The 24,215-nt window shown below is 72.9% G+C and carries 22 protein-coding genes; 16 read left to right on the forward strand and 6 right to left on the reverse strand.

Translation table 11 applies throughout. From position 1 onward, the window contains the following. Positions 1-152 precede the first annotated feature (152 nt). Entirely contained in the window at positions 153-1,574 is a 1,422-nt protein-coding gene (locus ACFYUS_RS08540; protein ID WP_388847284.1) for a TerD family protein, read from the forward strand. Here the strand turns inward: ACFYUS_RS08540 and ACFYUS_RS08545 are convergent. Beyond that, entirely contained in the window at positions 1,557-3,791 is a 2,235-nt protein-coding gene (locus ACFYUS_RS08545; protein ID WP_388847286.1) for an alpha-N-acetylglucosaminidase, read from the reverse strand. The genes ACFYUS_RS08540 and ACFYUS_RS08545 overlap by 18 nt on opposite strands. 334 nt (positions 3,792-4,125) lie before the next feature. Between ACFYUS_RS08545 and ACFYUS_RS08550 the strand changes: the two genes are divergently transcribed. After that, on the forward strand, positions 4,126-4,773 hold the full coding sequence (locus ACFYUS_RS08550) for an alpha/beta fold hydrolase (protein WP_388847288.1): 648 nt from the start codon (positions 4,126-4,128) through the stop codon (positions 4,771-4,773). Here ACFYUS_RS08550 and ACFYUS_RS08555 read toward each other — a convergent pair. Beyond that, positions 4,762-6,435: an FAD-dependent oxidoreductase gene (locus ACFYUS_RS08555; protein WP_388847290.1), complete on the reverse strand. Its 1,674-nt coding sequence runs from the start codon at positions 6,433-6,435 to the stop codon at positions 4,762-4,764. The genes ACFYUS_RS08550 and ACFYUS_RS08555 overlap by 12 nt on opposite strands. A gap of 232 nt (positions 6,436-6,667) precedes the next feature. Here ACFYUS_RS08555 and ACFYUS_RS08560 point away from each other — a divergent pair, with 232 nt between their 5' ends. The 7 genes from ACFYUS_RS08560 (at position 6,668) to ACFYUS_RS08590 (ending at position 11,923) form a co-directional block, all read left to right on the forward strand. Beyond that, positions 6,668-7,789 (forward strand): SchA/CurD-like domain-containing protein, encoded by a 1,122-nt coding sequence (locus ACFYUS_RS08560; RefSeq protein WP_388847292.1) that lies wholly within the window; start codon positions 6,668-6,670, stop codon positions 7,787-7,789. Between the two features lie 83 nt (positions 7,790-7,872). After that, positions 7,873-8,277 carry a cupin domain-containing protein gene (locus ACFYUS_RS08565; protein ID WP_388847294.1) on the forward strand — a complete coding sequence of 135 codons (405 nt, stop codon included), beginning with the start codon at positions 7,873-7,875 and terminating at the stop codon, positions 8,275-8,277. After that, the gene (locus tag ACFYUS_RS08570) at positions 8,274-9,545 is read left to right on the forward strand and encodes a beta-ketoacyl-[acyl-carrier-protein] synthase family protein (protein WP_388847296.1); all 1,272 of its coding nucleotides are present in this window, start codon (positions 8,274-8,276) and stop codon (positions 9,543-9,545) included. Before ACFYUS_RS08565 ends, ACFYUS_RS08570 begins: the two co-directional genes overlap by 4 nt. After that, positions 9,542-10,792 carry a ketosynthase chain-length factor gene (locus tag ACFYUS_RS08575; protein WP_388847297.1) on the forward strand — a complete coding sequence of 417 codons (1,251 nt, stop codon included), beginning with the start codon at positions 9,542-9,544 and terminating at the stop codon, positions 10,790-10,792. Before ACFYUS_RS08570 ends, ACFYUS_RS08575 begins: the two co-directional genes overlap by 4 nt. A gap of 23 nt (positions 10,793-10,815) precedes the next feature. Continuing rightward, positions 10,816-11,073: an acyl carrier protein gene (locus ACFYUS_RS08580; RefSeq protein ID WP_388847298.1), complete on the forward strand. Its 258-nt coding sequence runs from the start codon at positions 10,816-10,818 to the stop codon at positions 11,071-11,073. A gap of 1 nt (position 11,074) precedes the next feature. Then, complete coding sequence (locus ACFYUS_RS08585; protein WP_388847300.1) at positions 11,075-11,554, forward strand: SRPBCC family protein; 480 nt, start codon at positions 11,075-11,077, stop codon at positions 11,552-11,554. A gap of 36 nt (positions 11,555-11,590) precedes the next feature. After that, complete coding sequence (locus ACFYUS_RS08590; RefSeq protein WP_388847302.1) at positions 11,591-11,923, forward strand: TcmI family type II polyketide cyclase; 333 nt, start codon at positions 11,591-11,593, stop codon at positions 11,921-11,923. Positions 11,924-12,005: 82 nt separating this feature from the next. Here the strand turns inward: ACFYUS_RS08590 and ACFYUS_RS08595 are convergent, their stop codons facing one another. After that, entirely contained in the window at positions 12,006-13,034 is a 1,029-nt protein-coding gene (locus ACFYUS_RS08595) for a methyltransferase (RefSeq protein WP_388847304.1), read from the reverse strand. 56 nt (positions 13,035-13,090) lie between these two features. Then, positions 13,091-14,155 carry a nitrous oxide reductase family maturation protein NosD gene (locus ACFYUS_RS08600; RefSeq protein ID WP_388847306.1) on the reverse strand — a complete coding sequence of 355 codons (1,065 nt, stop codon included), beginning with the start codon at positions 14,153-14,155 and terminating at the stop codon, positions 13,091-13,093. 323 nt (positions 14,156-14,478) lie between these two features. Here ACFYUS_RS08600 and ACFYUS_RS08605 point away from each other — a divergent pair, with 323 nt between their 5' ends. From ACFYUS_RS08605 to ACFYUS_RS08630, 6 genes are all read left to right on the forward strand, one after another. Beyond that, a complete protein-coding gene (locus ACFYUS_RS08605; RefSeq protein WP_388847308.1) occupies positions 14,479-15,015 on the forward strand; it encodes a sortase in 537 nt (178 codons plus the stop codon). A 396-nt stretch (positions 15,016-15,411) separates the two neighbouring features. Further along, complete coding sequence (locus ACFYUS_RS08610) at positions 15,412-16,881, forward strand: sensor histidine kinase (RefSeq protein ID WP_388847310.1); 1,470 nt, start codon at positions 15,412-15,414, stop codon at positions 16,879-16,881. 1 nt (position 16,882) lies between these two features. Continuing rightward, positions 16,883-17,290 carry a roadblock/LC7 domain-containing protein gene (locus tag ACFYUS_RS08615; RefSeq protein WP_388847312.1) on the forward strand — a complete coding sequence of 136 codons (408 nt, stop codon included), beginning with the start codon at positions 16,883-16,885 and terminating at the stop codon, positions 17,288-17,290. Further along, positions 17,287-17,643 carry a DUF742 domain-containing protein gene (locus ACFYUS_RS08620; protein ID WP_388847314.1) on the forward strand — a complete coding sequence of 119 codons (357 nt, stop codon included), beginning with the start codon at positions 17,287-17,289 and terminating at the stop codon, positions 17,641-17,643. The genes ACFYUS_RS08615 and ACFYUS_RS08620 overlap by 4 nt, the downstream gene beginning before the upstream one ends. Beyond that, positions 17,624-18,247: an ATP/GTP-binding protein gene (locus ACFYUS_RS08625; protein ID WP_388847316.1), complete on the forward strand. Its 624-nt coding sequence runs from the start codon at positions 17,624-17,626 to the stop codon at positions 18,245-18,247. Before ACFYUS_RS08620 ends, ACFYUS_RS08625 begins: the two co-directional genes overlap by 20 nt. Further along, a complete protein-coding gene (locus ACFYUS_RS08630; protein ID WP_388847318.1) occupies positions 18,244-19,689 on the forward strand; it encodes a cytochrome P450 in 1,446 nt (481 codons plus the stop codon). Before ACFYUS_RS08625 ends, ACFYUS_RS08630 begins: the two co-directional genes overlap by 4 nt. A 27-nt stretch (positions 19,690-19,716) precedes the next feature. Here the strand turns inward: ACFYUS_RS08630 and ACFYUS_RS08635 are convergent, their stop codons facing one another. Then, a complete protein-coding gene (locus tag ACFYUS_RS08635; protein WP_388847321.1) occupies positions 19,717-20,748 on the reverse strand; it encodes a hypothetical protein in 1,032 nt (343 codons plus the stop codon). Between the two features lie 184 nt (positions 20,749-20,932). After that, positions 20,933-21,994: a PucR family transcriptional regulator gene (locus tag ACFYUS_RS08640; protein ID WP_388847323.1), complete on the reverse strand. Its 1,062-nt coding sequence runs from the start codon at positions 21,992-21,994 to the stop codon at positions 20,933-20,935. 258 nt (positions 21,995-22,252) lie between these two features. Between ACFYUS_RS08640 and ACFYUS_RS08645 the strand changes: the two genes are divergently transcribed. After that, entirely contained in the window at positions 22,253-24,211 is a 1,959-nt protein-coding gene (locus ACFYUS_RS08645) for a flotillin family protein (RefSeq protein WP_388847325.1), read from the forward strand. Positions 24,212-24,215 lie beyond the last annotated feature (4 nt).

The following is a 24,215-nucleotide window of genomic DNA, read 5'->3' on the forward strand; positions in this document are numbered from 1 at the left end:
GCCTACGCCGTGCGGGCCCGCGCGCCTCCGGAGCCGGGGAGGCGCCGGGGGACCGGAACCTTGTCCAGGAGCGCGGGTGGCTGCAAGATCCTGTTCGTGAGGGTCTCGGGTGGGAACGCAGAGGGAAAGGCCGGTGTGTCGTGGGGGAGACGATGACGAAGGGGAGCAACGGGTTCGTTCCGTCGGTGCCGTTGAGGATCGCCGTGCGCGGTGGCGTGGACGCGATGGCGCTGCTGCTCGGCGGGACCGGGAAGGTCAGGGGCGACGGAGACGTCGTCTTCCACGGCGCCCCCGTGCACCCCTCCGGAGCCGTCCGGCTGACGGAGGCGGCGACGGGGCCGGCGGAGGCCGGTACGGCGTGGCTGGAGGTCGGCCTCACCGCCGTGGACGAGCAGATCACCCGCGTCCTCGTCGTCGGTTCGACCGAGCGCGGCGCGATGCGGGACGCCGCCGGACTGTCGGTGGAGGCCTTCGCGCCCGACGGCACCTCGGTGGCGCGGTACGACGTCACGGACGCCGCCGGGGAGACGGCGATGGTGCTGGCCGAGCTCTACCGGCGGGCGGGCGGATGGAAGTTCCGCGCCGTGGGCCAGGGATGGGTGACGGGTCTCGCCGGTCTGGCCACGGACCACGGCGTGGACGTGGCCGACTCCGCGAGCGACGGCGTGCCGGCACCGGCCGCTCCGCAGCCGCCGGCCGCGATGCCTCCCGCGCCCGCGGCGGCCGCCCCGCCCTTCGCGCCTCCGCCCGCCCAGGTCCCTCCCACCGCGGTCCCACCCGTCGCCGTCCCCCCTGCCACGGCCCCGACCGTGGTTCCGCCCGTGGCGCCGGTCCCCGCCGTCGCCGCCGACTGGTGGACGTACGGGCCCGTCTTCGAGCCGTACACGGAGACCGGCCGGGACAACGACGTGATCACCGTGGGCGGGCTCCCGCCGGGGCCGGTCGTCGTCCGGCTCGACGTCAGGGGCGACGGGTACACGGGCCTCTGGGTGCTCAACCGGCGGAACAAGGAGGAGGACAACCTCGTCAACAGCACGGAGGAGGACTTCCACGGCAGTCTCCTCGCCACGGTCCCGGAGAGCGGGACCCTGCGCCTGAAACTGCAGGCCGAGGGGCCCTGGCAGGTCCGGGTGTCACCGCTGGCGGCGGCACCGCGCCTGACGGAGGAGGAGGCGGAGTACCGCGGCCCCGAGGTGCTGCTGCACACGGGCGGCGTGGCCGACATGGCCGTCCACTACCGCGGCGACGACAACCTCATCGTCCACGTCTACGAACTCGCGGGACACGACGACCACACGACCCTGCCGCAGTACGACAACGCGGTCAACGAGATCGGCAAGCGACGCGAGACCGTTCCGCTGCCCGAGGGACCGCTCATCGTCCAGTTCGAGATGGCGGACGGCCCGTGGCGGGCGCGGCTGAAGAGGCTCCAGCCGCCGACCCGCCCCCTGCCCACGGCCCCGCCGGGCGCGGCGGCACCCGTCCCGTTCGCCGCGCCCGGCGCCCCGGCCTGGCCGGACAAGCAGAACGAGCCCGCCCCGCGCCGGAACTGGTTCTCACGCGGCCGGGGGTGACACCCCCAGGGCGGCGCCGACCTCGCCCGCCAGGGCGACCGGGTCACCGGTCGGCGCCGTCGGGTAGGTCTGGTGGCCGTGCGCCCAGGCGTCCTCCCGGGCGAACCAGTCGACGGCGACCGGCGCCGTGCCCCGGACGAGCGCGGTGTCCAGACTCGCGAAGTACGCGGCCCAGCGCGGCGCGTACACGTCCTGGAGGAGACCGGCCCACTCACGGTTGGCGTAGTCGTGCAGGCCGCCGGTCTCGCTCGGCCCCCGGTCGGCCCAGGTGGTGAGGATCGCGCGGGCGTCGTACTCCAGCCGGTCCCGCTCGTCCGCGTCGGCGCCCCAGGAGCGGGCGTCGGCGAGCCACGGGCCGAGCAGGAGCCTGCGGTCGGAGGCGACGAGCCGCCCGAGCAGCTCCTCGTCGGCGTTCCACTCGCGGACCAGCTCCCGGAAGCCCGCCAGATCCTTGGCCTCGTACGCGGTCTTGACGCGCGGCAGCAGGACCCGCGCACGGTTGGTGAGCGCCTGGCGTGCCACGTCCACCACGTCGTAGCGGTACGCGTCCGAGGTCCGCAGCTCCGGGGCCACCCGGAGCAGCTCCGCCAGGGCGCGCTCCACCGTGCCGGCGTCGTACCGCATGGCGGACGGGCTCCAGCGCGCCGCCTTCGACGCCGTCAGGCTCGGCCGCGCCGTGAAGAGGCTGTCCTGCGGCTCGCTCCACGTGCCGGAGGCCCCGCTGTACGGGCCGAGGCGCAGCTGCTCCCACGCGGCGGCCGCGTGCGGGTCGGCGCCGCCGTAGCGCCGCGCCGCGTACGCGGCGAACCAGGCGCGCTGGTCGACCGGCCCCGGCTCCCAGGCGAGCTCGGTGAACAGGTCGAACGAGGCGGGGTTCCCGCCGGTGCCCTCCGGGAGCCAGGCGATGCCGCGCAGCGCGCTGCCGGACTTGGCCAGCCAGCTGTGGAAGCGCTCCGTCCACACGCCCGTGTTGGCGCCCAGGCTGGTGTGGCCGCCGAAGTTGGCGATCGCGCCGAAGGCGTACGGCGCCCCGCCCCACTCCGTCTCGCGGTCGAGCCCCTCGTAGCGGTCGGAGAGGCCGTCGACGATCAGCACCCGGCCGCGGTCCACACCGTTCAGGAGCGCCGCGGGCGGGTTCTTCTGCCAGCCGAGCATGACCCAGGTGGCACCGGGGTGCGCCGCGTCCAGGGCCCGCTGGACGGCCTCCGCCGCCCGCGTGACGTCGACCGGGCCGGGGGTGCCGCCCTCGTGCAGCAGGTCCATCTTGAACATGTCGCTGTCGCCGAACCGCTCCCGCTGCGCCCGGTAGTAGGCGGCGGCCAGCTCGCCGAAGACCGGTCCGGTCGGATCCAGCCAGTCGGGCCGGGCGAACCCGACCCACTTGCCCTGCGGGACGGTGGCCGCGCCCGGGTTACGGGCGGCGAAGTCCGGCGGCACCGTGCCGAAGAAGCCCGGCAGCACCGGAGTCATCCCCAGGGCGCGCAGGTGTCCGGCGATCCGGCTCCCCAGCGCCGCCCGGGCCTCGATCAGCCGCTCGGACACCGGCCCCCCGAAGCCCGACATGTTCTGCAGCAGCCACCAGGCCTGATGCGCCGGGCCGGGGATCCAGGCGCGCAGCTCCGCCGCGTCGTACCCGAAGCCCTGGAGCGCCCGGTAGTACGGATACTCGGCCCCGGTCGGCACGAAGACCTCGTTCACGCCGTGCAGCGCCATCAGGTCGATGTCGCGCTGGTACGAGGCGAAGTCGCGGTACGCGCCGGAGTAGCCCTCGTCGGTGTCGTTCAGGGCGTAGCGGTGGGGCACGGCCGCCGACCGGGTGATCGTGCCCGGGACGGCCGGGAGCGTGGCCGGCAGCCGGCCGACGCTGTCGCCCGGCCAGCCGATGTCGACCCCGGCGACCCGCTCCAGGTACCAGCCCACTCCGGTGAGGAGCGTGGCCGGCGAGGTGCCCCGCACCTGGATCGCGCCCGCCTCGCCGGAGACCGAGAAGTAGTCCCCGGAGTCGGGTTCCTCGACGGGGACCAGGGTGAACTGCGCGGCCCTGGCGGCCAGCAGGCGCTCCAGGCCCGCCCGCGCGGGCCCCGGGTCGAAGGCGGGCGCGGCGGCGGAGGCGGTGGTGCCCGGCGGAGCCGGCACGCCGGGCGCGGCGGCGGTCACGGCGGCGAGCACCGAGACGACGAAGGTGTTGCGGCAACGACGGATCAGGCGGCTGCCCATCAGGCTCCCTGCTCGAACGGGACGACGGTTCGGGCGACCACTCTCCGACGCCTCGCGCCCTCGGCCGCGCAAGCGGAGCCGGAGGGGCGACGGCGCTCATCCTTGCGGGTGCGCGCGTTCGAGCCGGGGGTGCGAACCGGGCCCGGCTCCGTGGGGGACGCCCCCGCGCCTCTCCCCGTACCTCCACTTCTGAGAGGCGGGAGCGCGGTGTACCTGACAGCCGGGGCGGCCTGGCAGACTGCGACCCTCACGGTCGTACCGTCCTCACGACTCCTGGAGGCCCCATGGCGCAGTGGCCAGGTCACCCGGCCCGCACGAGCGGGAAGGCCGCGCGATGAGCCCGTGCCGCACCCGGCGCGCCGATCCGGCCGCGCTCCTCGTCCGCAGCGCGCCCGCCGCCCCCACCGCCGCCGTGCTGCTGCTGCACGGCGGCCGCGAGGAGGGCCCCGAGCCGCCGCCCGCCCTCAATCTGCCCGCGCTGCGGATGCGCCCCTTCGTCGGCGCCGTCACCCGTGCCGTCCGGGGCCGCGGGGTGCTGGTGGCCGAGGTGCGCTACCGCCATCGCGGCTGGAACGGCGAGCGGGCCGACGCCGCCCGGGACGCCGAGGCCGCCCTCGCCCGGCTCCGGGAGCAGGTCGGACCCGTGCCCGTCGTGCTCCTCGGCCACTCCATGGGCGGCCGGGCCGCCCTCCGCGCCGCGGGCGACCCCGCCGTGCGCGGGGTCGTCGCGCTCGCGCCGTGGTGCCCCGCCGACGAGCCCGTGGACCACCTCGGCGGCCGGCGCCTCTACCTGCTCCACGACGAGACCGACCGGGTCACCTCGGCCCGGCAGTCCTGGGAGTTCGTCCGCCGGGCCAGGGAGGCGGGCGCCGACGCGGCCGGCATCCCCATGCCGGCCGGCGGCCACGCCATGCTCCGGAGCGCGGACCTCTGGCACCGGCGCGCGGCCGAACTCACCGCGGCGCTCCTCTCACACGGCTGAGCCCGGCGGACGGGAGTCCAGGGCGAACACGGCCGTGAGGGCGGCCCGCAGCGCCGCTTCCGGGTCCTCCGACGTGCCCTCGGACCGCCAGGCGACGAATCCGTCCGGGCGGACCAGGACCGCACCGCCCGCGGTGACGCCGTGGGCCTCCGCCCAGTCGTCGCCGTCGGCGGGGGACAGCTCCGCGTCCGGCCCGTCGCCGATCCGGTACGAGGCGAGGGGCACCCCGAGGCGCTCCGCGACGCGCGCGGCCGCGGTGTGCCAGCCGCCGAGGACCCCCGCCGAGCTCAGCAGGACCGGAGTCCGCTCGTACAGGTCCAGGGTGGAGATCCGCTCGCCCGCGCGGTCCAGCCACAGGTGCGGCGCGCGGCTGCCCGGCTCGCCCGCCAGCCGGAGACCGTCCGGGACGACCGGCACCGCCGGGTCCGCGCCCAGGACCGCGCCCCGCGGATAGCGGTAGCCCAGCGCGACGTTGAGGATCCCGCCGCGCTTCCCGCCCGCTCCCGGCCCGGGCGCGTACCCGGGGTGGCTGTGCTCGACCGAACGCGAGGAGGCGCGGGCGCTCGTCGCCTCCGCGACCGGCCGGCGCTCCGCGTCGTAGGACGCGAGCAGACCGGGGCCGGCCCAGCCGCCCAGGACCGCCGAGAGCTTCCAGGCGAGGTTGTGGGCGTCCTGGATGCCGGTGTTGGAGCCGAAGGCCCCCGTGGGCGGCATCTCGTGGGCCGAGTCGCCGGCGAGGAACACCCGCCCGTCCGCGTACCGTTCGGCGATCCGCTCGGCCGCGTGCCAGGGTGCCCGGCCCGTGACCTCCACGTGCAGATCCGGTACGCCCACGGCGCGCCGGATGTGTTCCCTGCACCGCTCGTCGGTGAACTCCTCCAGGGTTTCGCCGTGTTCGGGATGCCAGGGGGCGTGGAAGACCCACCGCTCGGCGTTGTCCACCGGGAGGAGCGCCCCGTCCCCCTCCGGGGACGTGAGGTAGCAGACGATGAAGCGACGGTCGCCGACGACGGCCGCGAGGTCGCGGGACTCGAACGTGACGCTCACGTTGTGGAACAGGTCGCCCGGGCCTGTCTGCCCGATGCCCAGCTGCTCGCGGATCGGGCTGCGCGGGCCGTCCGCCGCGACGAGGTAGTCCGCCCGGATCACGGTGTGCTCGCCGGTCTCCCGGCTCTTCACCCGCGCGGTCACCCCTTCGGCGTCCTGCTCGAACGACATCAGCTCGGTCGAGTACCGCAGGTCCCCGCCCAGCTCCCGCGCGCTCCGCAGCAGCACCGGTTCGAGGTCGTTCTGGCTGCACAGGCACCATTCGGCGGGGCTGAACCGCGCGAGACCGCCACCGGGGTCGATCTCCCGGAACAGCCACTCGCCGGCATCGCCCACCAGGGTCGGCGCCTGGAGGATCCCGTTGTTCGCCGACAGGGTCCTCGCGGCCTCGTGGATGCGCGGGCGGATGCCGGCGCCGCGGAACACCTCCATGGTGCGCACGTTGTTCCCGCGTCCGCGCGGGTGGATCGAGGTGCCCGCATGGCGCTCGACGAGCGTGTGCGGCACACCGAGACGACCCAGGAACAGCGAGGTGGACAGGCCCACCAGCGAGCCGCCCACGATGAGGACGGGGGTGCGGTGTCCGATCTCACCGGTCGCTTCGCTTCGGTTCATCGATGGCCTCCAGCGTCATCGGTGACGCGGGTCGGGGATGGGGATGCAGATGCCTGCCCTGCCGAGCCCCGGACCGTGCGCGCGAGCCACCCGAATGACGCGCGGTTCACTCATCCGCCCCGTGGGGCTCGCGTGGAGGTGTGGCCCGCGTGAAGGTTCGGTACATGACGACCCCGGCCATCCCAGCCAGGCGGTCCTTCCCCGCTCTCGCAGACGAGAAGAGGTGCGCCGTATGACCAGCACGGCACGCATATCGCAGTCGGTGTTCGACGGGTCCAGGCTGCGGGTGATCCTGCTGCTCGACCTGTACGACGGAGCCCAGCAGCAGTTCCTCGAAGCGTACGAGGTCATGCGCAAGCAGGTGGCCGGCGTCCCCGGTCACATCAGCGACCAGCTCTGCCAGTCCATCGAGAACCCCTCGCAGTGGCTCATCACCAGCGAATGGGAGAGCGCCCCGCCCTTCCTCGCCTGGGTGAACAGCGAGGAACACGTCGAGATGGTCAAGCCGATGCACAGCTGCGTCCGGGACACCCGGTCCATGCGCTACAGCATCCTCCGGGAGACCGGCGGACGGCGGCCGCTCACCCCGGAGACGGCCCAGGGCGAGCAGGTGGCGGCCCGCGTCGGTGACGGGGTGACGCGCCACGCGCTCACCTTCACCGTCAAGCCGGGCTCCGAGTCGAAGGTCGCGGAGCTCCTCGCCGGCTACGAGTCCCCCGAGGCCCAGGTCGACGAGAACACCCGCCTGCGCCGGACCTCGCTGTTCATGCACGGCAACCGGGTCGTGCGGGCCGTCGAGGTGGAGGGCGACCTCCTGTCCGCGCTGCGGCACGTCGCCCGCCAGCCCGGAGTCCGGGCCGTCGAGGAGGCCATCAACCCCTACCTGGAGCAGGACCGGGACCTCACCGACCCCGAGTCGGCCCGCGTCTTCTTCACCCGCGCGGCCCTCCCGGCCGTGCACCACGTGGTCTCCGCCCGCCCCGAGCCGGCGGACCTGCGGCGCCACGCCCTGTACTACCCGGCCAAGGAGGGCCGCGGCACCGACCTGGCCCGGCTGCTCGCCCAGCAGGACGCGGAGGCGGCGGTCGACCCCGACAGCCCGATCTACGGCAGCACCGTCTTCCAGCGCGACGACGTCGTGGTGCGGCTCGTCGACGTCGAGGGCGACCTCGACCTCGATCCCGCCGCCGCCCTCGGCGTCAAGGGCGAGCGGAAGGCCAAGGTCCTCGAACGTCTCCTCGACGGCGCCGCGATCGGCGTCGAGGGGTCGCTGGACACCGAGCGCAACCTCAACCGGCTCCTGTCGCACGCCGACATGCTGCCCGTCACCGATCGCCGCGCGGCCGACTCCTGAGAGGACGGTCCCGGGGCCGCCGGCCCTGGCCACCGGCCCCGGCCGTCCGTCACATCTCACCGCAACACTCGGAGGTATCAACCATGCTCGAGCAGACTCGGCTCATCGTGAACCTGAGCGACACGGAGCCCAACCGCAGACGCGGAGGCGACGTACGGGCCATGCTCACGCCCGCCACGGTGAAGTCGACCAGCGGCTTCATGGGGATGGCCATCGCCCAGCCGGGCGAGCGCATCGCCGAGCACTACCACCCGTACTCCGAGGAGTTCGTGTACGTCGTCTCGGGCCGGTTCGAAGTGGACCTGGACGGCGAGACGCACCAGCTCGTGCCCGACCAGGGTCTCCTGATCCCCATCGGCGTCCGGCACCGCTTCCGCAACGTCGGCGACGTGGAGGCCCGCATGGTCTTCCACCTGGGCCCCCTCGCCCCGCATCCGAGCCTCGGTCACGTCGACACCGAGGAGGCCGTCGAGGGGGCCCTCGAGTGACCCGGCGGCGCGTGGCCGTCACCGGCATCGGCGTGGTCGCCCCCGGCGGCACCGGAACGGCGGCGTTCTGGGACCTCCTCACCCAGGGGCGCACGGCGACCCGCGGCATCACCCTGTTCGACCCGGCCGGCCTGCGCTCCCGCATCGCCGCCGAGTGCGACTTCGATCCGTACGCCCACGGACTGCCTCCGGACCTGGTCCAACACGCCGACCGCTACGTCCAGTTCGCGGCGGTCGCCGCCGACGAGGCCGTACGCGACTCGGGTCTCGACACCGCCGCCGAGGACCCCTGGCGCGTCGGCGTCAGCCTCGGCAGCGCCGTCGGCGGCACCACCCGGCTGGAACACGACTACGTCCTGGTCAGCGAGCGCGGACAGCGGTGGGACGTGGACCACCGCGCCGCCGACCCCAAGCTGCACCTGGCGTTCTCGCCCAGCACGCTCGCCGCGATGGTCGCCGAGCAGTTCGGGGCCCGAGGCCCGGTGCAGACCGTCTCCACCGGCTGCACCTCCGGCCTCGACGCCGTCGGCTACGCCTTCCACACGATCGAGGAGGGCCGGGCGGACGTGGTCATAGCCGGGGCGTCGGACTCGCCGATCTCCCCGATCACCATGGCCTGCTTCGACGCCATCAAAGCGACGTCGCCCGACAACGACGACCCCGAGCACGCCTCCAAGCCCTTCGACAACCGCCGCAACGGCTTCGTCATGGGAGAGGGCGCGGCGGTCCTCGTCCTGGAGGAGTACGAACACGCCAGGGCCCGCGGCGCGCACGTCTACTGCGAGATCAGCGGCTACGCCACCTACGGCAACGCCTACCACATGACCGGTCTGACCGGCGAGGGACTCGAAATGGCCCGGGCGATCGACACCGCGCTCGACCAGGCCCGGCTCGACCCCACGTCGATCGACTACGTCAACGCGCACGGCTCGGGCACCCGCCAGAACGACCGGCACGAGACCGCCGCCGTCAAGCGGTCCCTGGGCTCCCACGCGTACGACACGCCCATGAGCTCCATCAAATCCATGGTGGGCCACTCGCTCGGCGCGATCGGCGCGATAGAGGTCGCCGCCTGCGTGCTCGCCCTGCAGCACCAGGTGGTGCCCCCGACCGCCAACTACGAGATCCCCGACCCCGAGTGCGACCTGGACTACGTGCCGCGCACCGCCCGCCCCCGGAAGCTGAGGAACGTGCTCTCCGTCGGCAGCGGATTCGGCGGTTTCCAGTCCGCCGTGCTCCTGACCGGGCCGGGCGGGAGGACACGATGAGCACACAGCGGCCACGGCGGGCGGTCGTCACCGGGATCGGTGTCATCGCCCCCAACGGACTGCGCTCCGACGCGTACTGGAAGTCCGTACGGGAAGGCCTCGGCGTTCTCGACCGGATCACCCGCGAGGGCTGCGCACACCTGCCCCTCAAGGTCGCGGGCCAGGTCGAGGGCTTCGACGCCTCCGCCCTCATCGACGAGCGCTTCCTCGTCCAGACCGACCGGTTCACCCACTACGCCATGGCGGCGGCCTCCCTCGCCCTCGACGAGGCCGGCCTCGGCCACGACGAGGGACCCGAGGAGCCCTTCTCCATCGGCGTCGTCACCGCCGCCGGGTCCGGCGGCGGCGAGTTCGGCCAGCGCGAGCTGCAGAAGCTCTGGGGACAGGGCTCCAAGTTCGTCGGCCCCTACCAGTCCATCGCCTGGTTCTACGCCGCGAGCACCGGCCAGATCTCCATCCGGCACGGCTTCAAGGGCCCGTGCGGGGTGGTCGCCAGCGACGAGGCCGGCGGCCTGGACTCCCTGGCCCACGCCGCCCGCGCCGTCCGGCGGGGCACCGGCGCGGTCGTCGCCGGAGCGGCGGAGGCACCCCTCGCCCCGTACTCGATGGTGTGCCAGCTCGGCTACCCCGAGCTCAGCACCGTCGACGACCCGGACCGGGCCTACCGCCCCTTCACGGCGAAGGCCTGCGGCTTCGTCCCCGCCGAGGGCGGCGCCATGCTCGTCGTCGAGGACGAGGCGAGCGCCCTCGACCGGGGCGTGACCGCCCGGGCCACCATCGCCGGCCACGGCGCCACCTTCACCGGCGCCTCCCGCTGGCGGGAGTCCCGGGAGGGACTCGCCCACGCCATCCGGGTCGCCCTCGACGAGGCCGGCTGCGCCCCGGAGGAGATCGACGTCGTCTTCCCCGACGCCCTCGGCGTACCGGAGGCGGACCGCGCCGAGGCCCTGGCGATCGCCGACGTCCTGGGCGCGCACGCCACGCGCGTCCCGGTGACGGCCCCCAAGACCGGCTACGGCCGGGCCTACTGCGGGGCACCCGTACTGGACACCGCGGCCGCCGTGCTCGCCATGGAACACGGCCTGGTGCCCCCCACCCCCAACGTGTTCGACATCGACTGCGACCTCGACGTGGTCATGTCCGCCGCTCGGCCCGCCGAGCTGCGCACGGCCCTCGTCCTCAGCAGGGGACTCATGGGATCCAACGCGGCGCTCGTCGTGCGCCGCGGCGGCGGACTCGCCCGGTGACGGGCGAGGAAGGAGAAACGCACATGATCACCACCGAACTCACCTTCGGCGAACTGGCCACGCTGATGAAGCAGTCGGCCGGCGTCACCGTCGACCCCACCCGGCTGGAAGAGTCCCCCGAGACCCCCTTCAGCGAGCTCGGCGTCGACTCGCTCGGCCTGCTCGGCATCGTCGGCGAGCTGGAGAACCGCCACGGGGTGTCGCTGCCCACCGACGCCGAACGCTGCAAGGCGCCGGCCGAGTTCATCTCCCTCGTCAACAACGCCCTCGCAGGAGTCTGACGTGTCCGGACACACCGACAACAGCATCACCATCGACGCCCCCCTCGACCTCGTCTGGGAGATGACCAACGACATCGAGAACTGGCCGCAGCTCTTCAGCGAGTACGCCTCCGTCGAGGTCCTGGAACGGAAGGGCGACACCACCAAGTTCCGCCTGACCATGCACCCGGACGAGAACGGGAAGGTCTGGAGCTGGGTGTCGGAGCGCACCACGGACCGGGTCAACCGGAAGGTGCGCGCCCACCGCGTCGAGACCGGGCCGTTCGCGCACATGAACATCGCCTGGGAGTACACGGAGCTGCCCGGCGGCGTCCAGATGCGGTGGATCCAGGACTTCGCGATGAAGCCCGACGCCCCCGTCGACGACGCGTGGATGACGGACAACATCAACCGCAACTCCCGCACCCAGATGGCCCTCATCCGGGACCGCCTCGTCCTGGCCGCGCGCGAGCGCGGGGGCGCGCCGGTCCACCCCGCCTGACGGCCCCTCGGGACGTCCGTCCCGGAAAGGAAAACGATGCACCACGCACTGATCGTCGCCCGCATGGCGCCCGGCTCGGCGCCCGCGATCGCGGACGTGTTCGCCGACTCCGACCGCGGCGAGCTGCCGCACCTGGTGGGGGTCTCCCGGCGCAGCCTGTTCCAGTTCGGCGACGTCTACCTGCACCTGATCGAGTCCGAGCAGGACCCGGCGCCGAACGTCGCCAGGCTGACCGGGCACCCCGAGTTCCGCGATGTCAGCAAGCGTCTGGAGGCGTACGTCAGCGCGTACGACCCGACGACCTGGCGCAGCCCCAAGGACGCCATGGCGCACTGCTTCTACCGCTGGGAGCGTGACGCCGGCTCCTGAGCCGGGAACCCGGTGAAACCCAGGCCGCCCGCCCCGCGAGAGTCGCGGAGCGGGCGGCCTGGGTTTTCCGGCGGATCCCGGATCAGCCGGGCACGGTGCACTCGAAGGCGTGGAGGTACGCGTTGACCGGACGGATCTCGCCGATGACGAGACCGGCGTCCGTGAGCCGGTCCACCATGCTCTGCCGGGTGTGCTTCGCGCCGCCGACGTTGAGCAGCAGCAGCAGGTCCATGGCCGTCGTGAACCTCATCGACGGGGTGTCGTCCACGAGGTTCTCGATGACGACGACGCGGGCGCCGGGCTTCGCGGCCTTCCGGACGTTCGCCAGGCACCTGCGGGTGCTGTCGTCGTCCCACTCCAGGATGTTCTTGATGACGTAGACGTCGGCCCGGACCGGGATGGACTCGCGGCAGTCGCCGGGCTCGACCGTGACCCGGTGGGCGAGCGAGCCGCCCTCCCGCAGCCGGGGATCGGCGTTGCCGACCACCGCCGGCAGGTCGAGCAGGGTGCCGTGGAGCTCGGGGTGCCTCTCCAGGAGGCTCGCCAGGACGTGGCCCTGACCGCCGCCGATGTCCGCGACCGAGGACGCCCCGCGCAGGTCGAGCAGGTCGGCGACGTCCTCGGCCGACTGCCGGCTCGACGTGGTCATGGCCCGGTTGAACACGTACGCGGACTCGGGCGCCTCCTCGTTGAGGTACGAGAAGAACTCCCGCTCGTACACGTCCTCGAAGACGTTGCGGCCGGAGCGCACGGCCTCGTCGAGCTTGGGCCAGACGTCCCAGGTCCAGGGCTCGGTGCACCACAGCGCGATGTAGCGCAGGCTGTGCGGGTCGTCCTCGCGCAGCAGCCGGGACATCTCCGTGTGGGCGAAGGTGCCGTCGGGCTGCTCGGTGAAGACGCCCTGGCAGGACAGGGCGCGCAACAGGCGCCGCAGCGTGCGGGGTTCGGTCTTCACCGCGGCCGCGAGGTCCTCCGCGGTCATGGGGGTGTCTCCCAGGGCGTCGGCCACGCCGAGGCGGGCGGCCGCGCGCACGGCGGCGGCGCACGCCGCGCCGAAGACGAGTTCGCGCAGCCGCATGGGCGGCGGGGGAGCGGAGTCGACGGTCGTCATCTGTTTCGCCTTGCCTTTGCTGTCGTGCCGTACGGGTGGGGGAGGGGGATCGGCGGTCAGCACATGCCCGCGGGCTCGGAGACGCCGCAGGTGTTGTGGTGGAAGGTGTTGGTCGTGCCGATGTCCCGGTTCGCCAGGTCGGCGGTGCCGTTGCGCAGCACCACGTTGTCGTGGATCTCGATCCGCTCGTTGGGGACGCCGACGAAGCTCTTGAAGAGCACGATGCCGCCGGACAGCGGGGAGTCGCCCACGTTGTCCTCGACCCGGTTGTGCGCGACGACCGTGTCCTCGGCGCCGGTGACGACGATGCCCGAGCCCTGGAGGAAGGGCAGGCGGGGGGTCTTCGGGCACAGCTTGTTGTTCTCGTGGATGTTGTTCTGGCGCAGGGTCATCGCCCCGGCGCGCGGGGTGGACTCGTCGCCCACGACGAACACGGCGGCGCAGTTGCCCTTGGCCTCGTTGTGGTCGACGGTCAGGTTCCGCAGGCGGCGCACGGTGATGCCGATGCGGTTGTCGGACACGTGGTTGCCGCTGACGACCGTGCCGCCGGTGTCGGTGGCCCCTCCTTCCTCGGTGACGGTGTTGGCCAGGAACAGTCCGGCGTCGCCGTTGCCCCGGGCGGTGTTGTGGCGCAGCACGCTGCGCACGGAGCGGTCCTGGGCGATGCCCCAGGTGCCGTTGGACTCGGCGGTGACCCGCTGGACCTCCAGGCGGTCGGTCCAGGTGGCCCACAGGCCGTTCTTGGCGAAGCCCCTGAGGGTCAGCGAGCGCACGGTCACGTTCTCGACGGGACGGTCCTTCGTGCCGGTCACGCAGACGCCGTTGCCGGCCTGGGCGCAGGCGTCGGCGCCGGGGGCGGCGGCGGGCACGATGACGGTGGGGAAGAGGCTCGAACCGCGCAGCGTGAGGTTCGAGGTGGTGATGTGGACGCTCTCGCGGTACGTGCCCGGGGCGAGGAGGATCGTGTCGCCGGGGCGCGCGGAGTCCACGGCCCGCTGGATCGATTCGCCCGGCTTGACCCGGTGCACCGACCAGTTCGCGGCCGACGGCGCGGCGGCGCCGAGTCCCGAGGCCGCGAGGGCCGCGGTGCACGCCAGGAGGGCGATCTGTCGTTTCGTCATATCGCGAAGTTATGAGCGCCCGTTCCGGCCCGCCACCGCTGATCCCCCGGGTGGGCCGGGGCCGACCGAGGGCCGCTGCGGGAGGGCCGTACGGGCACTGGGCCGTTCGCGTGCCGGGCAGGATCACCCGTGGGGACGCACCGTCACCACGGTGACCTGCTGTGACGGTCCGGGGCGGTGGCGCGCGTGCGCCCGGCCGGAGTACGGCCGAACGTGCTCCCCGTGTTGCGGGGGCCCCGGACCGGCCTTTGCCTCGTGCACGGAGCACAGCACAGGCGCCGCGCGAAGAAGCCGGCCGGAAAGCTCCACCGAAGGAGAGAAGCATGCGTCGCGCACGTACCGGTCTGCAGGTCAGCCTGATCGTCGGCGCCGTCGTCCTGTCCGCCCCCGCGGCCCTCGCCGTCCCCGGGGATCCCGATGTCCACGTCTACCCGATGAACGCGTCCCCCGGCACCACCGTCACCGTCACCACCACCGCCTGCGGCAAGGAGACCTACGGCAAGGGCGAGTCGGAGGTGGGCGGCAAGTTCCACCTCCTGCCGCGCGGCCGGCAGGGTGTCCTGGTGGGCGAGTTCACGGTGCCGGAAGGAGCCTCCGGTACGGACACGATCACCCTGAAGTGCCCGCCGCGCATCAAGCAGACCGTGACGTACCACATCTCCGCCCGGCCGCACGGCGGCGTCGAGGCGGGCTTCGGCTGGGCGGCCGGTGCCGCGGGCCCCGCCGGGACCGCGGCGGACTCCGGTACGGACTCCCCGGCCGCCCCGCTCGCCGCGGGCGGCCTCCTGCTCGCCGGGGTCGTCGCGGGCGGCGCGATCCATCTGCGCCGCCGCGCGAGGGGAGCCCGCGCCTCGTCCTGACGGACGACCGGCCGCCTCGCCCGGACCGGCCCCGAGACGCCCCTGCCCCCGGCCCCGTCGCCACCCGCGACGGGGCCGGGGGTAGAGTCGTACCCGCGTACGCCCGAACGTGATCGGTTCCTTGCATTTTCATTCGGCAATCGGTCGTTTTATGGGGTCCAAATGACCGCTGGAGGCTGTCCTTCCAGCAAGGTCACATGGCGAACCCGAACTGACTATGCTCCCCGATGTGTTGCGCCGCGCTCACAGCGAGTCACCATCGGCGCGCCGCATCCACCTCAGTCCGTTTCATTTCAGACTGTTTAGGGACCCCTGATGGTTCGTGCAGGTTCAATCTCCAGATCCCGGCCGGCCGAGGTCGGCCGGGTATGGCTCCTCCCGCCCTGCGTCCTGGCCGTGGCCACCGCGATAGCGCTGCTCGTGTCCTCCGCGCAGATACGGCCACCGGTCGCCTGGTGCGGACTCGCCGCGGTCCTCCTGGCGGCGGCCACCTCGGTCACGGCCGCGCGCCGAACCCGCGCGGAGGAGGCGGACCGGCACACGCGGGCGAGGGCCGAGGCGGCCGAGAGGCACGCCGAGCGGGAGGCCGAGCTGCTCGGCCGCCTGGACGACCAGCGGGCCGCCGTCGCCTGGCTCGCCGAGGAACTCCTCCCGGTGGCCATCACCCGGCTGCACAAGGGCGCCCCCGCCTCGGAGGTCCTGCGGGCCGTCACCTTCGGGAAGCACCTCGACCCCGACTACACCGAGGCCCTCAGGGCCGCCCTGCGGACCTCCCTGGACGCCGTCGAGGCCGAGGAGCACACCCGGGACGCCTCCCAGCGCGCCCTCGTGGCGGTCGCGCGCAGGGTCCAGGCGATCGTGCACCAGCTCGCCAAGGACCTGCACGCCATGCAGATCCTGCACGGCAACGACCTCGTGGTCTCCCGCGGTCTGCAGGGCGTCGACCACCGGAACGCCCTGATCGGCCGCCTCGCGGCCAGCGTCGCGGTCCTCGGCGACGCCCGCCCCGGGCGCCAGTGGTCGAAGGCGATCCCGCTCTACGACGTCCTGCGCGGGGCCATGTCCCGCATCGTGGACTACCCCCGCGTGAAGCTGCAGTCGGTGGCGGAGGTGGCGGTGGTCGGCCCCGGCGCCGAGCCGCTCATGCACCTCCTCGCCGAACTCCTCGACAACGCCACGACGTTCTCGCCGCCGCACACCCCCGTCGAGGTGACCGCGAGCGAGGTCCCCTCCGGCATCGCGATCGAGATCGAGGACCGCGGAGTCGGCCTCACCGAGGAGGTCCGGCAGCGCGTCGAGCGCGTCATGGCGCAGTCGCGGACCGGCGTCAACCTGTCCGGCCTGGGCGAGCTCACCCAGATCGGCCTCCCGGTCGTCAGCCGGCTGGCCCGCGAGCACGGCTGCGAGGTCGACCTGCGCACCTCCGCCTACGGAGGCGTACGGGCCGTGGTGCTCGTCCCCCGCACCCTGATCACCACGGTGCCCCAGTCCGCCCTGCTGACCCCCGAGATCCTGCGGAGGCGCGCACGCGGCCCCGTCCTGCCCCGGCCGACCCCGGCGCCCGAGGCCGGCACGGACACCGTCGAGGTCAGGAGGACCGCCAACGGGCTGCCGCAGCGGCGACGGGAGTCGCCCGCGCCCGCGCTCCCGCTCCCGCAGCGCCGGCGCGATTCGCCCGTCCCGACACCGGTCGTCCAGACGGGCCCCGCGCCCGACGCCGATCCGGCGGCCTCCCGCCCCAGCCGGAGCAGCTCCCGCCCGCCGGGCCTGATGTGGGAGGCGTTCAACGGCGACAAGAGAGGCGACAGGAAACCGGTCGCCGAACCTTCACCTTCCCCCAGCGATCCGTCAGATGAGGACGAGTAACATGCAGCCACTGCCGAACATGGACTGGATGCTCACGGAGCTCGCGAACAGCGTCCCGTACGTGCGACACGTGGTCGTCCTGTCGTCGGACGGCCTGTGCATCGGGAAGGCGAACACGGCCCCCGACGCCGCCGACGCGATCGCCGCCGCCTGCTCCGGCATCCAGAGCCTGGCGCGGGCGATCTCGCAGATGTTCCCGGAGGGGGACGGATCGACGCGGATGGTCGGGATCGAGGCCGACGGCGGCTACTTCTCCCTGATGGCGGCCGGCCCGGGGGCCTACCTCGCGGTCCTCGCCGACCCGGAGGTGGACGCCGGACTCCTCGGCGACCGCATGCGGACGCTGGTGATCCGGATCGGCCAGCACATGACCAGCCCTCCCCGTGAGGACATCGGGCAGGCGATGTGACATCGGAGAACCAGGGCCCCTGGAATGAAGGCACACCCGTCCCGCTCTACGTCATTACCGGTGGCCCGGACCCCTCGGCCGGGAACTTCAACCTGGTCACCCTCATCGCGACGAGGTCCGAGCCCGACCCCGCCATGCAGCCCGAGCAGTCGGCCATCCTCACCCTGTGCACCTACCCGCTCTCGGTGGCGGAGGTCTCGGCCCACCTCAGCCTTCCCTTCAGCGTCGTCACCGTGCTGCTCGCCCAGCTCGTCGAAGAGGAGCGGGTCGAGGCCATCGCGCCCGTACCCGTGGCGGCCTATCCCGAACGCGGCCTACTGGAGGCGGTGATCCATGGACTACGCAAGCTCTGACGTACTCGCTGCCGGCCGGCGCGACACCGACCTGCTGCTGCCTCACGGCGCCAGAGGGGTCAAGGTCGTGATCGTCGGCGGCTTCGGAGTCGGCAAGACGACCATGGTCGGGGCGGTGAGCGAGATCCCGCCCCTGACCACCGAGGAGACCATGACGCAGGCAGGCGTCGGGATCGACCACAACCCCGGCGCCAAGGGCAAGAAGACCACGACCGTCGCGCTGGACTTCGGCCGGATCAGCATCAACCGGGAGCTGATCCTCTATCTGTTCGGCACCCCCGGACAGGAGCGCTTCTGGTTCCTGTGGAACGGCATCTTCGAAGGCGCGCTCGGTGCCGTCGTCCTCGTCGACACCCGCAGGATCGAGGTCTCCTTCGAGGTCATCACCCGGCTCGAAGACCGCCGTGTCCCGTTCGTCGTGGCCGTCAACGCCTTCCCGGAGGCCCCGCAGTACCCCCTCGAAGATCTGCGCGCCGCTCTGGCCCTCAGCGAATCCGTGCCCATCGTCACCTGTGACGCACGGGACCGGGCGTCCTGCCGCGACGCCCTGCTCTCGCTGATGGGCTACCTGTGCACCCTCGCCGCCGCCCAGGAGACAGCATGACCGTCCCACCCACCGAACACGCCACCGCACAGACCGGGGCGGTCCCGCCCCCGGGCTGCCCGGCCCACATCGGCGACGGCCCCGGCGGAGCCACCCGGCTCTACGGCCCCGCCGCGGCGACCGATCCGATGGGCCTGTACGAGGACCTGCGCGCCGCCCACGGGCCGGTGGCGCCCGTCCTGCTCGACGGCGACGTCCGCGCCTGGCTCGTCCTCGGGTACCTGGAGAACCGCGACGTGGCCAGCCGCCCGACCCAGTTCTCCCGCGACCCGCGCGTCTGGCACGGCTGGCGGAGCGGGGAGATCGACCCCGCCACCTCCCCGCTGGTGCCGATGATCGGCTGGCGCCCCGACTGCGTCTGCGCCGACGGCGAGGAGCACCAGCGGCTGCGCGGCGCGGTCACGGCCGGCCTCAACCAGTTCGACCACCGGGGCGTCCGGCGCACCATCAACCGCTTCGCCCACGAGCTGATCGACACGTTCTGCGAGGACGGCGAGGTGGAGCTGGTGGAGCGGTTCGCCGAGCACCTGCCCATGCTCACCCTCACCCATCTGCTCGGGATGTCGGACGAGTCCGCGCCCGCGCTGGTGCGTGCGGCCCGCGACCTGTTCAAGGCCACCGAGACCTCGCTCGCCAGCAACGACTTCGTGCTGAAGTGCCTCGAACAGCTCGTCGTCGAGAAGCGCGCCCGCCCGGGGCACGACATCGCCTCCGCGCTGATGTCCCATCCCGCGGGCCTCACGGACGAGGAGGTCCAGCACCACCTGCGTCTCATCCTGCTCGCCGGCTACGAGACGACCGCCAACCTCATGTCCAACGTCCTGCGCATGGTCGTCACCGACCCCCGGTTCCGCGGTTCGCTGGCGGGCGGCCAGATGACCCTGCCCGAGGCGGTGGAGCAGGTCCTCTGGGACGAGCCGCCGCTGATGGTGTGTCCGGGCCGCTGGGCCAACGACGACACCACCCTCGGGGGACAGCAGATCAAGGCGGGGGACATGCTCCTCCTCGGTCTCGCGGCGGGCAACATGGACCAGACGATCCGCCCGAACTCCGCGACCCCCGTGCACCACAACCGCGCGCACCTGTCCTTCAGCGCCGGTACGCACGAATGCCCCGGTCAGGACATCGGCCGCATCATCGCCGACGCGGGCATCGACATCCTGCTCACCCGGCTCCCCGACATCGCCCTGTCCGTCCCCGAGGAGAGCCTCAGCTGGCGCTCCTCCACCTGGGCCCGGCATCTCACGGCCCTGCCCGTGAGCTTCGTCGCCCGGCCTCCGCAGGGCGACGACCTCCCGGATCCGCTCCCGGCCCCGCCGGCCCGGAGCGACGGGCGGCCCGCGGCGGCCGTGCCGCCGGTGTCGGGTCCCGGGACGGCGCGGCGGCCCGAGCCCCGGGTCACGTGGCTGACGCGCGTCAGGCGCTTCCTGGGCCTGGGATAGGCCCGCGCAGGGGCGTCCCCGCTGCCCTCACTCCCGGAACGACAGGTCCGCGGAGGCGTAGCGGGGCGCTCCGGTGTACCAGGCGTGCAGGCCGGAGAGGAATCCGCAGGCTCCCCGGAGCCAGGTCTCCAGCTCGGCCCGCTCGTCGCGGTCGAGGCCGGCCCGGCGGACGAGCAGCGGCAGTTCGCTCTGCCGGAGGTGCTCGAAGTCCCGCAGCCGGGCGTTCACCAGGTGCAGGGCGGCGGGCACGGCGTCGCGGAGGGAGATGCCCAGGGAGGTTCCCACGACCAGGACCAGGTTGTTGACGTCCTTCTCCTCGTGCACCTCCCTCTCGTAGGAGGCGATGTCGTTCGCCAGCCCCATGTAGTCCATGAAGGCGTCGAGCAGGGCGCGGACGGTGCGGCTGTGCCGTATCGGCTCGGGTATGCGCGCGCCGGTGGCCAGTTCCACGGAGTAGGGGGCGGTGTAGGCGGCGAAGCTCTCCCGGCGGAACGGGGCGTAGTCGATCAGGTGGGGGATGCGGCCGCTGAGGCTGTTGGCCAGCTCCTCGACCCCCGCGTCGACGTAGCGCGCCAGGGCCCGGTTGAACTCGGTGCGCCAGTGCGTCAGCCGCGGCGGGAAGAGCTGCTGCTGGAGGTCGGCTATTCCCCGCTCGACGGCGTTCGTCGGCTCGGGCGTGCGCGCGCCGGGCTCGGAGCGCAGGAAGGCGTGCAGGCGGGTGGTGAAGGCCCGCGCCCCGGGAAGGTCGCCGGTCTGCTTGAACGCGGAGGCGAAGTAGTCGTCCCAGGCCAGGGCCCAGATGTTGAACCGGTGGTTGAGCCGGAGGGCGGCGAGCGAGGCGTCGGGAAGGGTCCAGGCGGTCAGCTGGTCGACGGTCATGGCGTGGAACTTCGACCGGCTCCAGATCGCCGGGCGGGCCGGGGGCCGGGGGCAGCCCTCCAGCATGCCCATGGCGCGCGCCCAGGACTCGCTCTCCTCGTGCAGCGCCGGAAGGTGCGGATTCACCCGTAGCGCGTACGGCATCCACAGCAGGGGAACCTCGACGGCACGCACGGTCATGGGGACCGACCTCCTTCTGTCCTCGCCCGCACCGGTCCGCCGCGAGGACGGGCGCTGCCCGGCCTGCGGCTCTCCAAACCTGCCCGCCACGGACGACCGGAAACCGACAACTGACCACGGCATGTGACCAGTTGGGGTGCACATCTGAAGCGTAACGGTCCTTCTGGTGTCACGGAGGCGCGTGTCACAGTGGCTGATCGGGCCAGTCCAGGAGGCGGGCGCCGATGACGGCCGTCTGGAGGGTGTAGCGCTGGACGGGATCGCCGGGGTCCGCGCCGGTCAGACGGTGGATGCGGTCGAGCCGGTAGGTCATGGCCCGCACGCTGAGGCTGAGGCTCCGGGCCGCCTGGGCGGTGACGCAGCCGGTCTCGAAGTACGCCGTGAGCGTGTCGAGCAGGGGCTTCGCGCCGCCGCGGGCCTGCTGCAGCGGGCCGAGCATGGTCCGCACGAGGTCGGCCATGGCCTGCCGGTCACGGGTGAGGACGGGGTACACGAGGAGGTCGGCGGCGCGCAGGACCGGCTCGTCCAGGTTCATGCGGGCCGCGAGCGCGAGGGCGTTGAGGGCCTCCTCGTACGAGTGGACGACGCCGCCCGCGCCCGGGTGCGGGCGGCCGATGGCCACCTGGCAGCCGTCGGCGGCCGCGTACGCCTGCTTGGCGAAGTGGGTGAGGACCTCGGGCTCGTCGCCCGGTGCGACGCAGACCAGCCGCCCGTCCTTGGTGGTGAGCAGGATGCGGCGGTTGCCGAAGCGGGCGACGAGCGAGGACTCGACGGTACGGGTGACCGCGTATCCGTCGCCGTACGGTTCCGGGCCCTGGGCGACGGCCACGGCGTGGGCGTGGGAGAGCAGCAGCCCGAAGCGCTCGGCCCGTTCCGCGAGGCGGCCGAGATCGCTCCGGCCGTAGAGCAGGTCCTCGATGAACTCGCGCCGCGCCGCCTCCTCCTGACGCATCGCCAGGTGCTGGGCCCGCTCGTGTCCCTCGGCGAAGGCGTCCACGGCCTGCTCGACGGCGCCCAGCAGATGTTCGGCGGCGGCCCCCGGCAGGCCGGGGCGCACCTGCTGGGCGGCGGAGAGATGGGCCCGGACGAGCGCCCGCAGCCCGATGCCGGCCTCCGCGGCCCGTTCGCCGAGCGCGCCCAGGGCTTCGCGTTCCTCCCGGGTGAGTCTTCGGCGGGTCGCGCACACCCCCGCCAGGATCTCGGCGTACCCGTCCAGATACTCCTCGGCCGACTCTCTCTCCGCCATGGTTCCTCCCCCGGTCCTGACGCGTCTCTGACGAGTTCTTGACGCGGTGATCAAGGGTGACACGCCGTCCGCAGGGGTGTGTCACCGGCATCGAGAAGGCCTCGAACACTGCCGGATCACGGCAGTGCCAAGCCGGTGATCATGCCTCAGGATGGCCCCGCGGGAGGGCGCCGGGCACGGCCCGATGCCGGGAGACGGAAACAGTGAGCGGCTCCCGCCTCCTTCCGTCGACACCACACAGGGACACGGGGGTTTCTCATGGACGCCATCACCGGGGGCATCGGCGTGCTGGCCGCCGCCGTCCTGCTCGTCGTCGTCGCTCTGCTCCTCGCGGCCGGCCGGCTGTTCCGCAAGGTGGAGCAGGGCAAGGCGCTGATCGTCTCCAGGACGCGGAAGGTCGACGTCACCTTCACGGGGCAGATCGTCCTGCCCGTCCTGCACAAGGCCGAGGTCATGGACATCTCGGTGAAGACCTTCGAGATCTCCCGGATGGGCCGGGACGGGCTGATCTGCCGGGACAACATCCGCGCCGACATCCGGATCTCGTTCTTCGTACGGGTCAACAAGACCGTCGACGACGTCATCAAGGTCGCGCAGGCCATCGGCACCTCCCGGGCCAGTCACCAGGAGACCCTGGAGGAGCTGTTCCACGCCAAGTTCTCCGAGGCCGTCAAGACCGTCGGCAAGCAGCTCGACTTCACCGACCTCTACACCAAGCGCGAGGAACTGCGGTTCCGGATCATCGAGCTGATCGGCATCGACCTCAACGGCTACCACCTGGAGGACGCCGCCATCGACTACGTGGAGCAGACGCCGCTGAGCCAGCTCGACCCCGGCAACATCCTCGACGCCCAGGGCATCCGCAAGATCACCGAGCTGACGGCCGTGGAGAACATCCGGACCAACGAGTACCGGCAGAACGAGCAGAAGGAGATCACCCGGCAGAACGTCGACGCCCGTGAGGCCATCCTGGAGCTGGAGCGGCGTCAGGCCGACGCGGAGATCAAGCAGAAGCGGGAGATCGACACCTCGCGGGCGCGCGAGGAGGCGGAGACCGCGCGCGTGGTGGAGGAGGAGCGGCTGCGGGCGCAGACCGCCTTCCTCCGGACCGAGGAGCAGCTCGGCGTCCAGCGCGAGAACCAGGCCCGCGAGGTGGCGGTGGCGCAGAAGAACCGCGAGCGGGTCATCGCCGTCGAGAACGAGCGGATCGAGAAGGACCGCCTCCTGGAGGTCATCGCCCGCGAGCGGGAGACCCAGCTCACCCGTATCGCGGCCGACAAGGAGGTCGAGGCCGAGCGCCGCGAGATCGCCGAGGTGATCCGGGAGCGGGTCGCGGTGGACCGCACGGTCGCCGAGCAGGAGGAGTCCATCAAGCGGCTGCGCATGGTCGAGGAGGCCGAGCGCACCCGGCAGGCCGTCGTCATCGCCGCCGAGGCGGAGGCGCAGGAGAAGCTGGTCAAGGACATCAAGGCGGCGGAGGCGGCCGAGCAGGCCGCCGTCCACCGGGCCGCGGAGGAGCTCACCCTGGCGGAGGCCCGCAACAAGGCGGCGGACCTGGACGCCCGCGCCAAGATGCGCCTCGCCGAGGGCGTCCAGGCCGAGGCCGCCGCCGAGGGCCTCGCCGCGATGCGGGTGCGGGACATGGAGGCCGAGGTCATCGAGAAGACCGGCCGCGCCGAGGCGGAGGCCACCGAGGCACGGCTGCGCGCCGAAGCGGTCGGCACGCGGGAGAAGGCGCTCTCCGAGGCCACGGCGATCGGCGAGAAGCTCAAGGCCGAAGCGGCCGGTCTGACCGAGAAGGCGGCCGCGATGGCCGCGCTGGACGGGGCCTCGCGCGCCCACGAGGAGTACCGGCTGCGGCTGGCGGCCGAGAAGGAGATCAGGCTCGCCGGGCTCGACGTCCAGCGGCAGGTCGCCGAGGCGCAGGCCACCGTCCTCGCGACGGGGCTCGAACAGGCCGACATCAACATCGTCGGCGGGGAGTCGGTCTTCCTCGACCGTCTGGTGGAGTCGATCGCGCTCGGCAGGTCGGTCGACGGGTTCGTCGACCACTCCCGGACCGCACAGACGCTCGCCGGCCCCTGGCTGGACGGCTCCGGTTCCTTCACGGAGGACCTGACCAAGGTGCTCAGCTCGCTGTCCACGACCGACGTGCAGAACCTCAGCGCCGCCTCCGCGCTCCTCGCGAAGGCCAGGAACGGCGCTGCCGAGAGCTGACCGC

It is taken from the genome of Streptomyces sp. NPDC004284 (assembly GCF_042874035.1).
Taxonomy (GTDB): domain Bacteria; phylum Actinomycetota; class Actinomycetes; order Streptomycetales; family Streptomycetaceae; genus Streptomyces.

What these genes read in the sequence shown, in the direction of transcription:
- ACFYUS_RS08540 (WP_388847284.1), top strand. Translation starts at nt 153, where the DNA reads ATGACGAAGGGGAGCAACGGGTTCGTTCCGTCGGTGCCGTTGAGGATC.
- ACFYUS_RS08545 (WP_388847286.1), bottom strand. Translation starts at nt 3,791, where the DNA reads ATGGGCAGCCGCCTGATCCGTCGTTGCCGCAACACCTTCGTCGTCTCG.
- ACFYUS_RS08550 (WP_388847288.1), top strand. Translation starts at nt 4,126, where the DNA reads ATGAGCCCGTGCCGCACCCGGCGCGCCGATCCGGCCGCGCTCCTCGTC.
- ACFYUS_RS08555 (WP_388847290.1), bottom strand. Translation starts at nt 6,435, where the DNA reads ATGAACCGAAGCGAAGCGACCGGTGAGATCGGACACCGCACCCCCGTC.
- ACFYUS_RS08560 (WP_388847292.1), top strand. Translation starts at nt 6,668, where the DNA reads ATGACCAGCACGGCACGCATATCGCAGTCGGTGTTCGACGGGTCCAGG.
- ACFYUS_RS08565 (WP_388847294.1), top strand. Translation starts at nt 7,873, where the DNA reads ATGCTCGAGCAGACTCGGCTCATCGTGAACCTGAGCGACACGGAGCCC.
- ACFYUS_RS08575 (WP_388847297.1), top strand. Translation starts at nt 9,542, where the DNA reads ATGAGCACACAGCGGCCACGGCGGGCGGTCGTCACCGGGATCGGTGTC.
- ACFYUS_RS08580 (WP_388847298.1), top strand. Translation starts at nt 10,816, where the DNA reads ATGATCACCACCGAACTCACCTTCGGCGAACTGGCCACGCTGATGAAG.
- ACFYUS_RS08590 (WP_388847302.1), top strand. Translation starts at nt 11,591, where the DNA reads ATGCACCACGCACTGATCGTCGCCCGCATGGCGCCCGGCTCGGCGCCC.
- ACFYUS_RS08595 (WP_388847304.1), bottom strand. Translation starts at nt 13,034, where the DNA reads ATGACGACCGTCGACTCCGCTCCCCCGCCGCCCATGCGGCTGCGCGAA.
- ACFYUS_RS08600 (WP_388847306.1), bottom strand. Translation starts at nt 14,155, where the DNA reads ATGACGAAACGACAGATCGCCCTCCTGGCGTGCACCGCGGCCCTCGCG.
- ACFYUS_RS08605 (WP_388847308.1), top strand. Translation starts at nt 14,479, where the DNA reads ATGCGTCGCGCACGTACCGGTCTGCAGGTCAGCCTGATCGTCGGCGCC.
- ACFYUS_RS08615 (WP_388847312.1), top strand. Translation starts at nt 16,883, where the DNA reads ATGCAGCCACTGCCGAACATGGACTGGATGCTCACGGAGCTCGCGAAC.
- ACFYUS_RS08625 (WP_388847316.1), top strand. Translation starts at nt 17,624, where the DNA reads ATGGACTACGCAAGCTCTGACGTACTCGCTGCCGGCCGGCGCGACACC.
- ACFYUS_RS08630 (WP_388847318.1), top strand. Translation starts at nt 18,244, where the DNA reads ATGACCGTCCCACCCACCGAACACGCCACCGCACAGACCGGGGCGGTC.
- ACFYUS_RS08635 (WP_388847321.1), bottom strand. Translation starts at nt 20,748, where the DNA reads ATGACCGTGCGTGCCGTCGAGGTTCCCCTGCTGTGGATGCCGTACGCG.
- ACFYUS_RS08640 (WP_388847323.1), bottom strand. Translation starts at nt 21,994, where the DNA reads ATGGCGGAGAGAGAGTCGGCCGAGGAGTATCTGGACGGGTACGCCGAG.
- ACFYUS_RS08645 (WP_388847325.1), top strand. Translation starts at nt 22,253, where the DNA reads ATGGACGCCATCACCGGGGGCATCGGCGTGCTGGCCGCCGCCGTCCTG.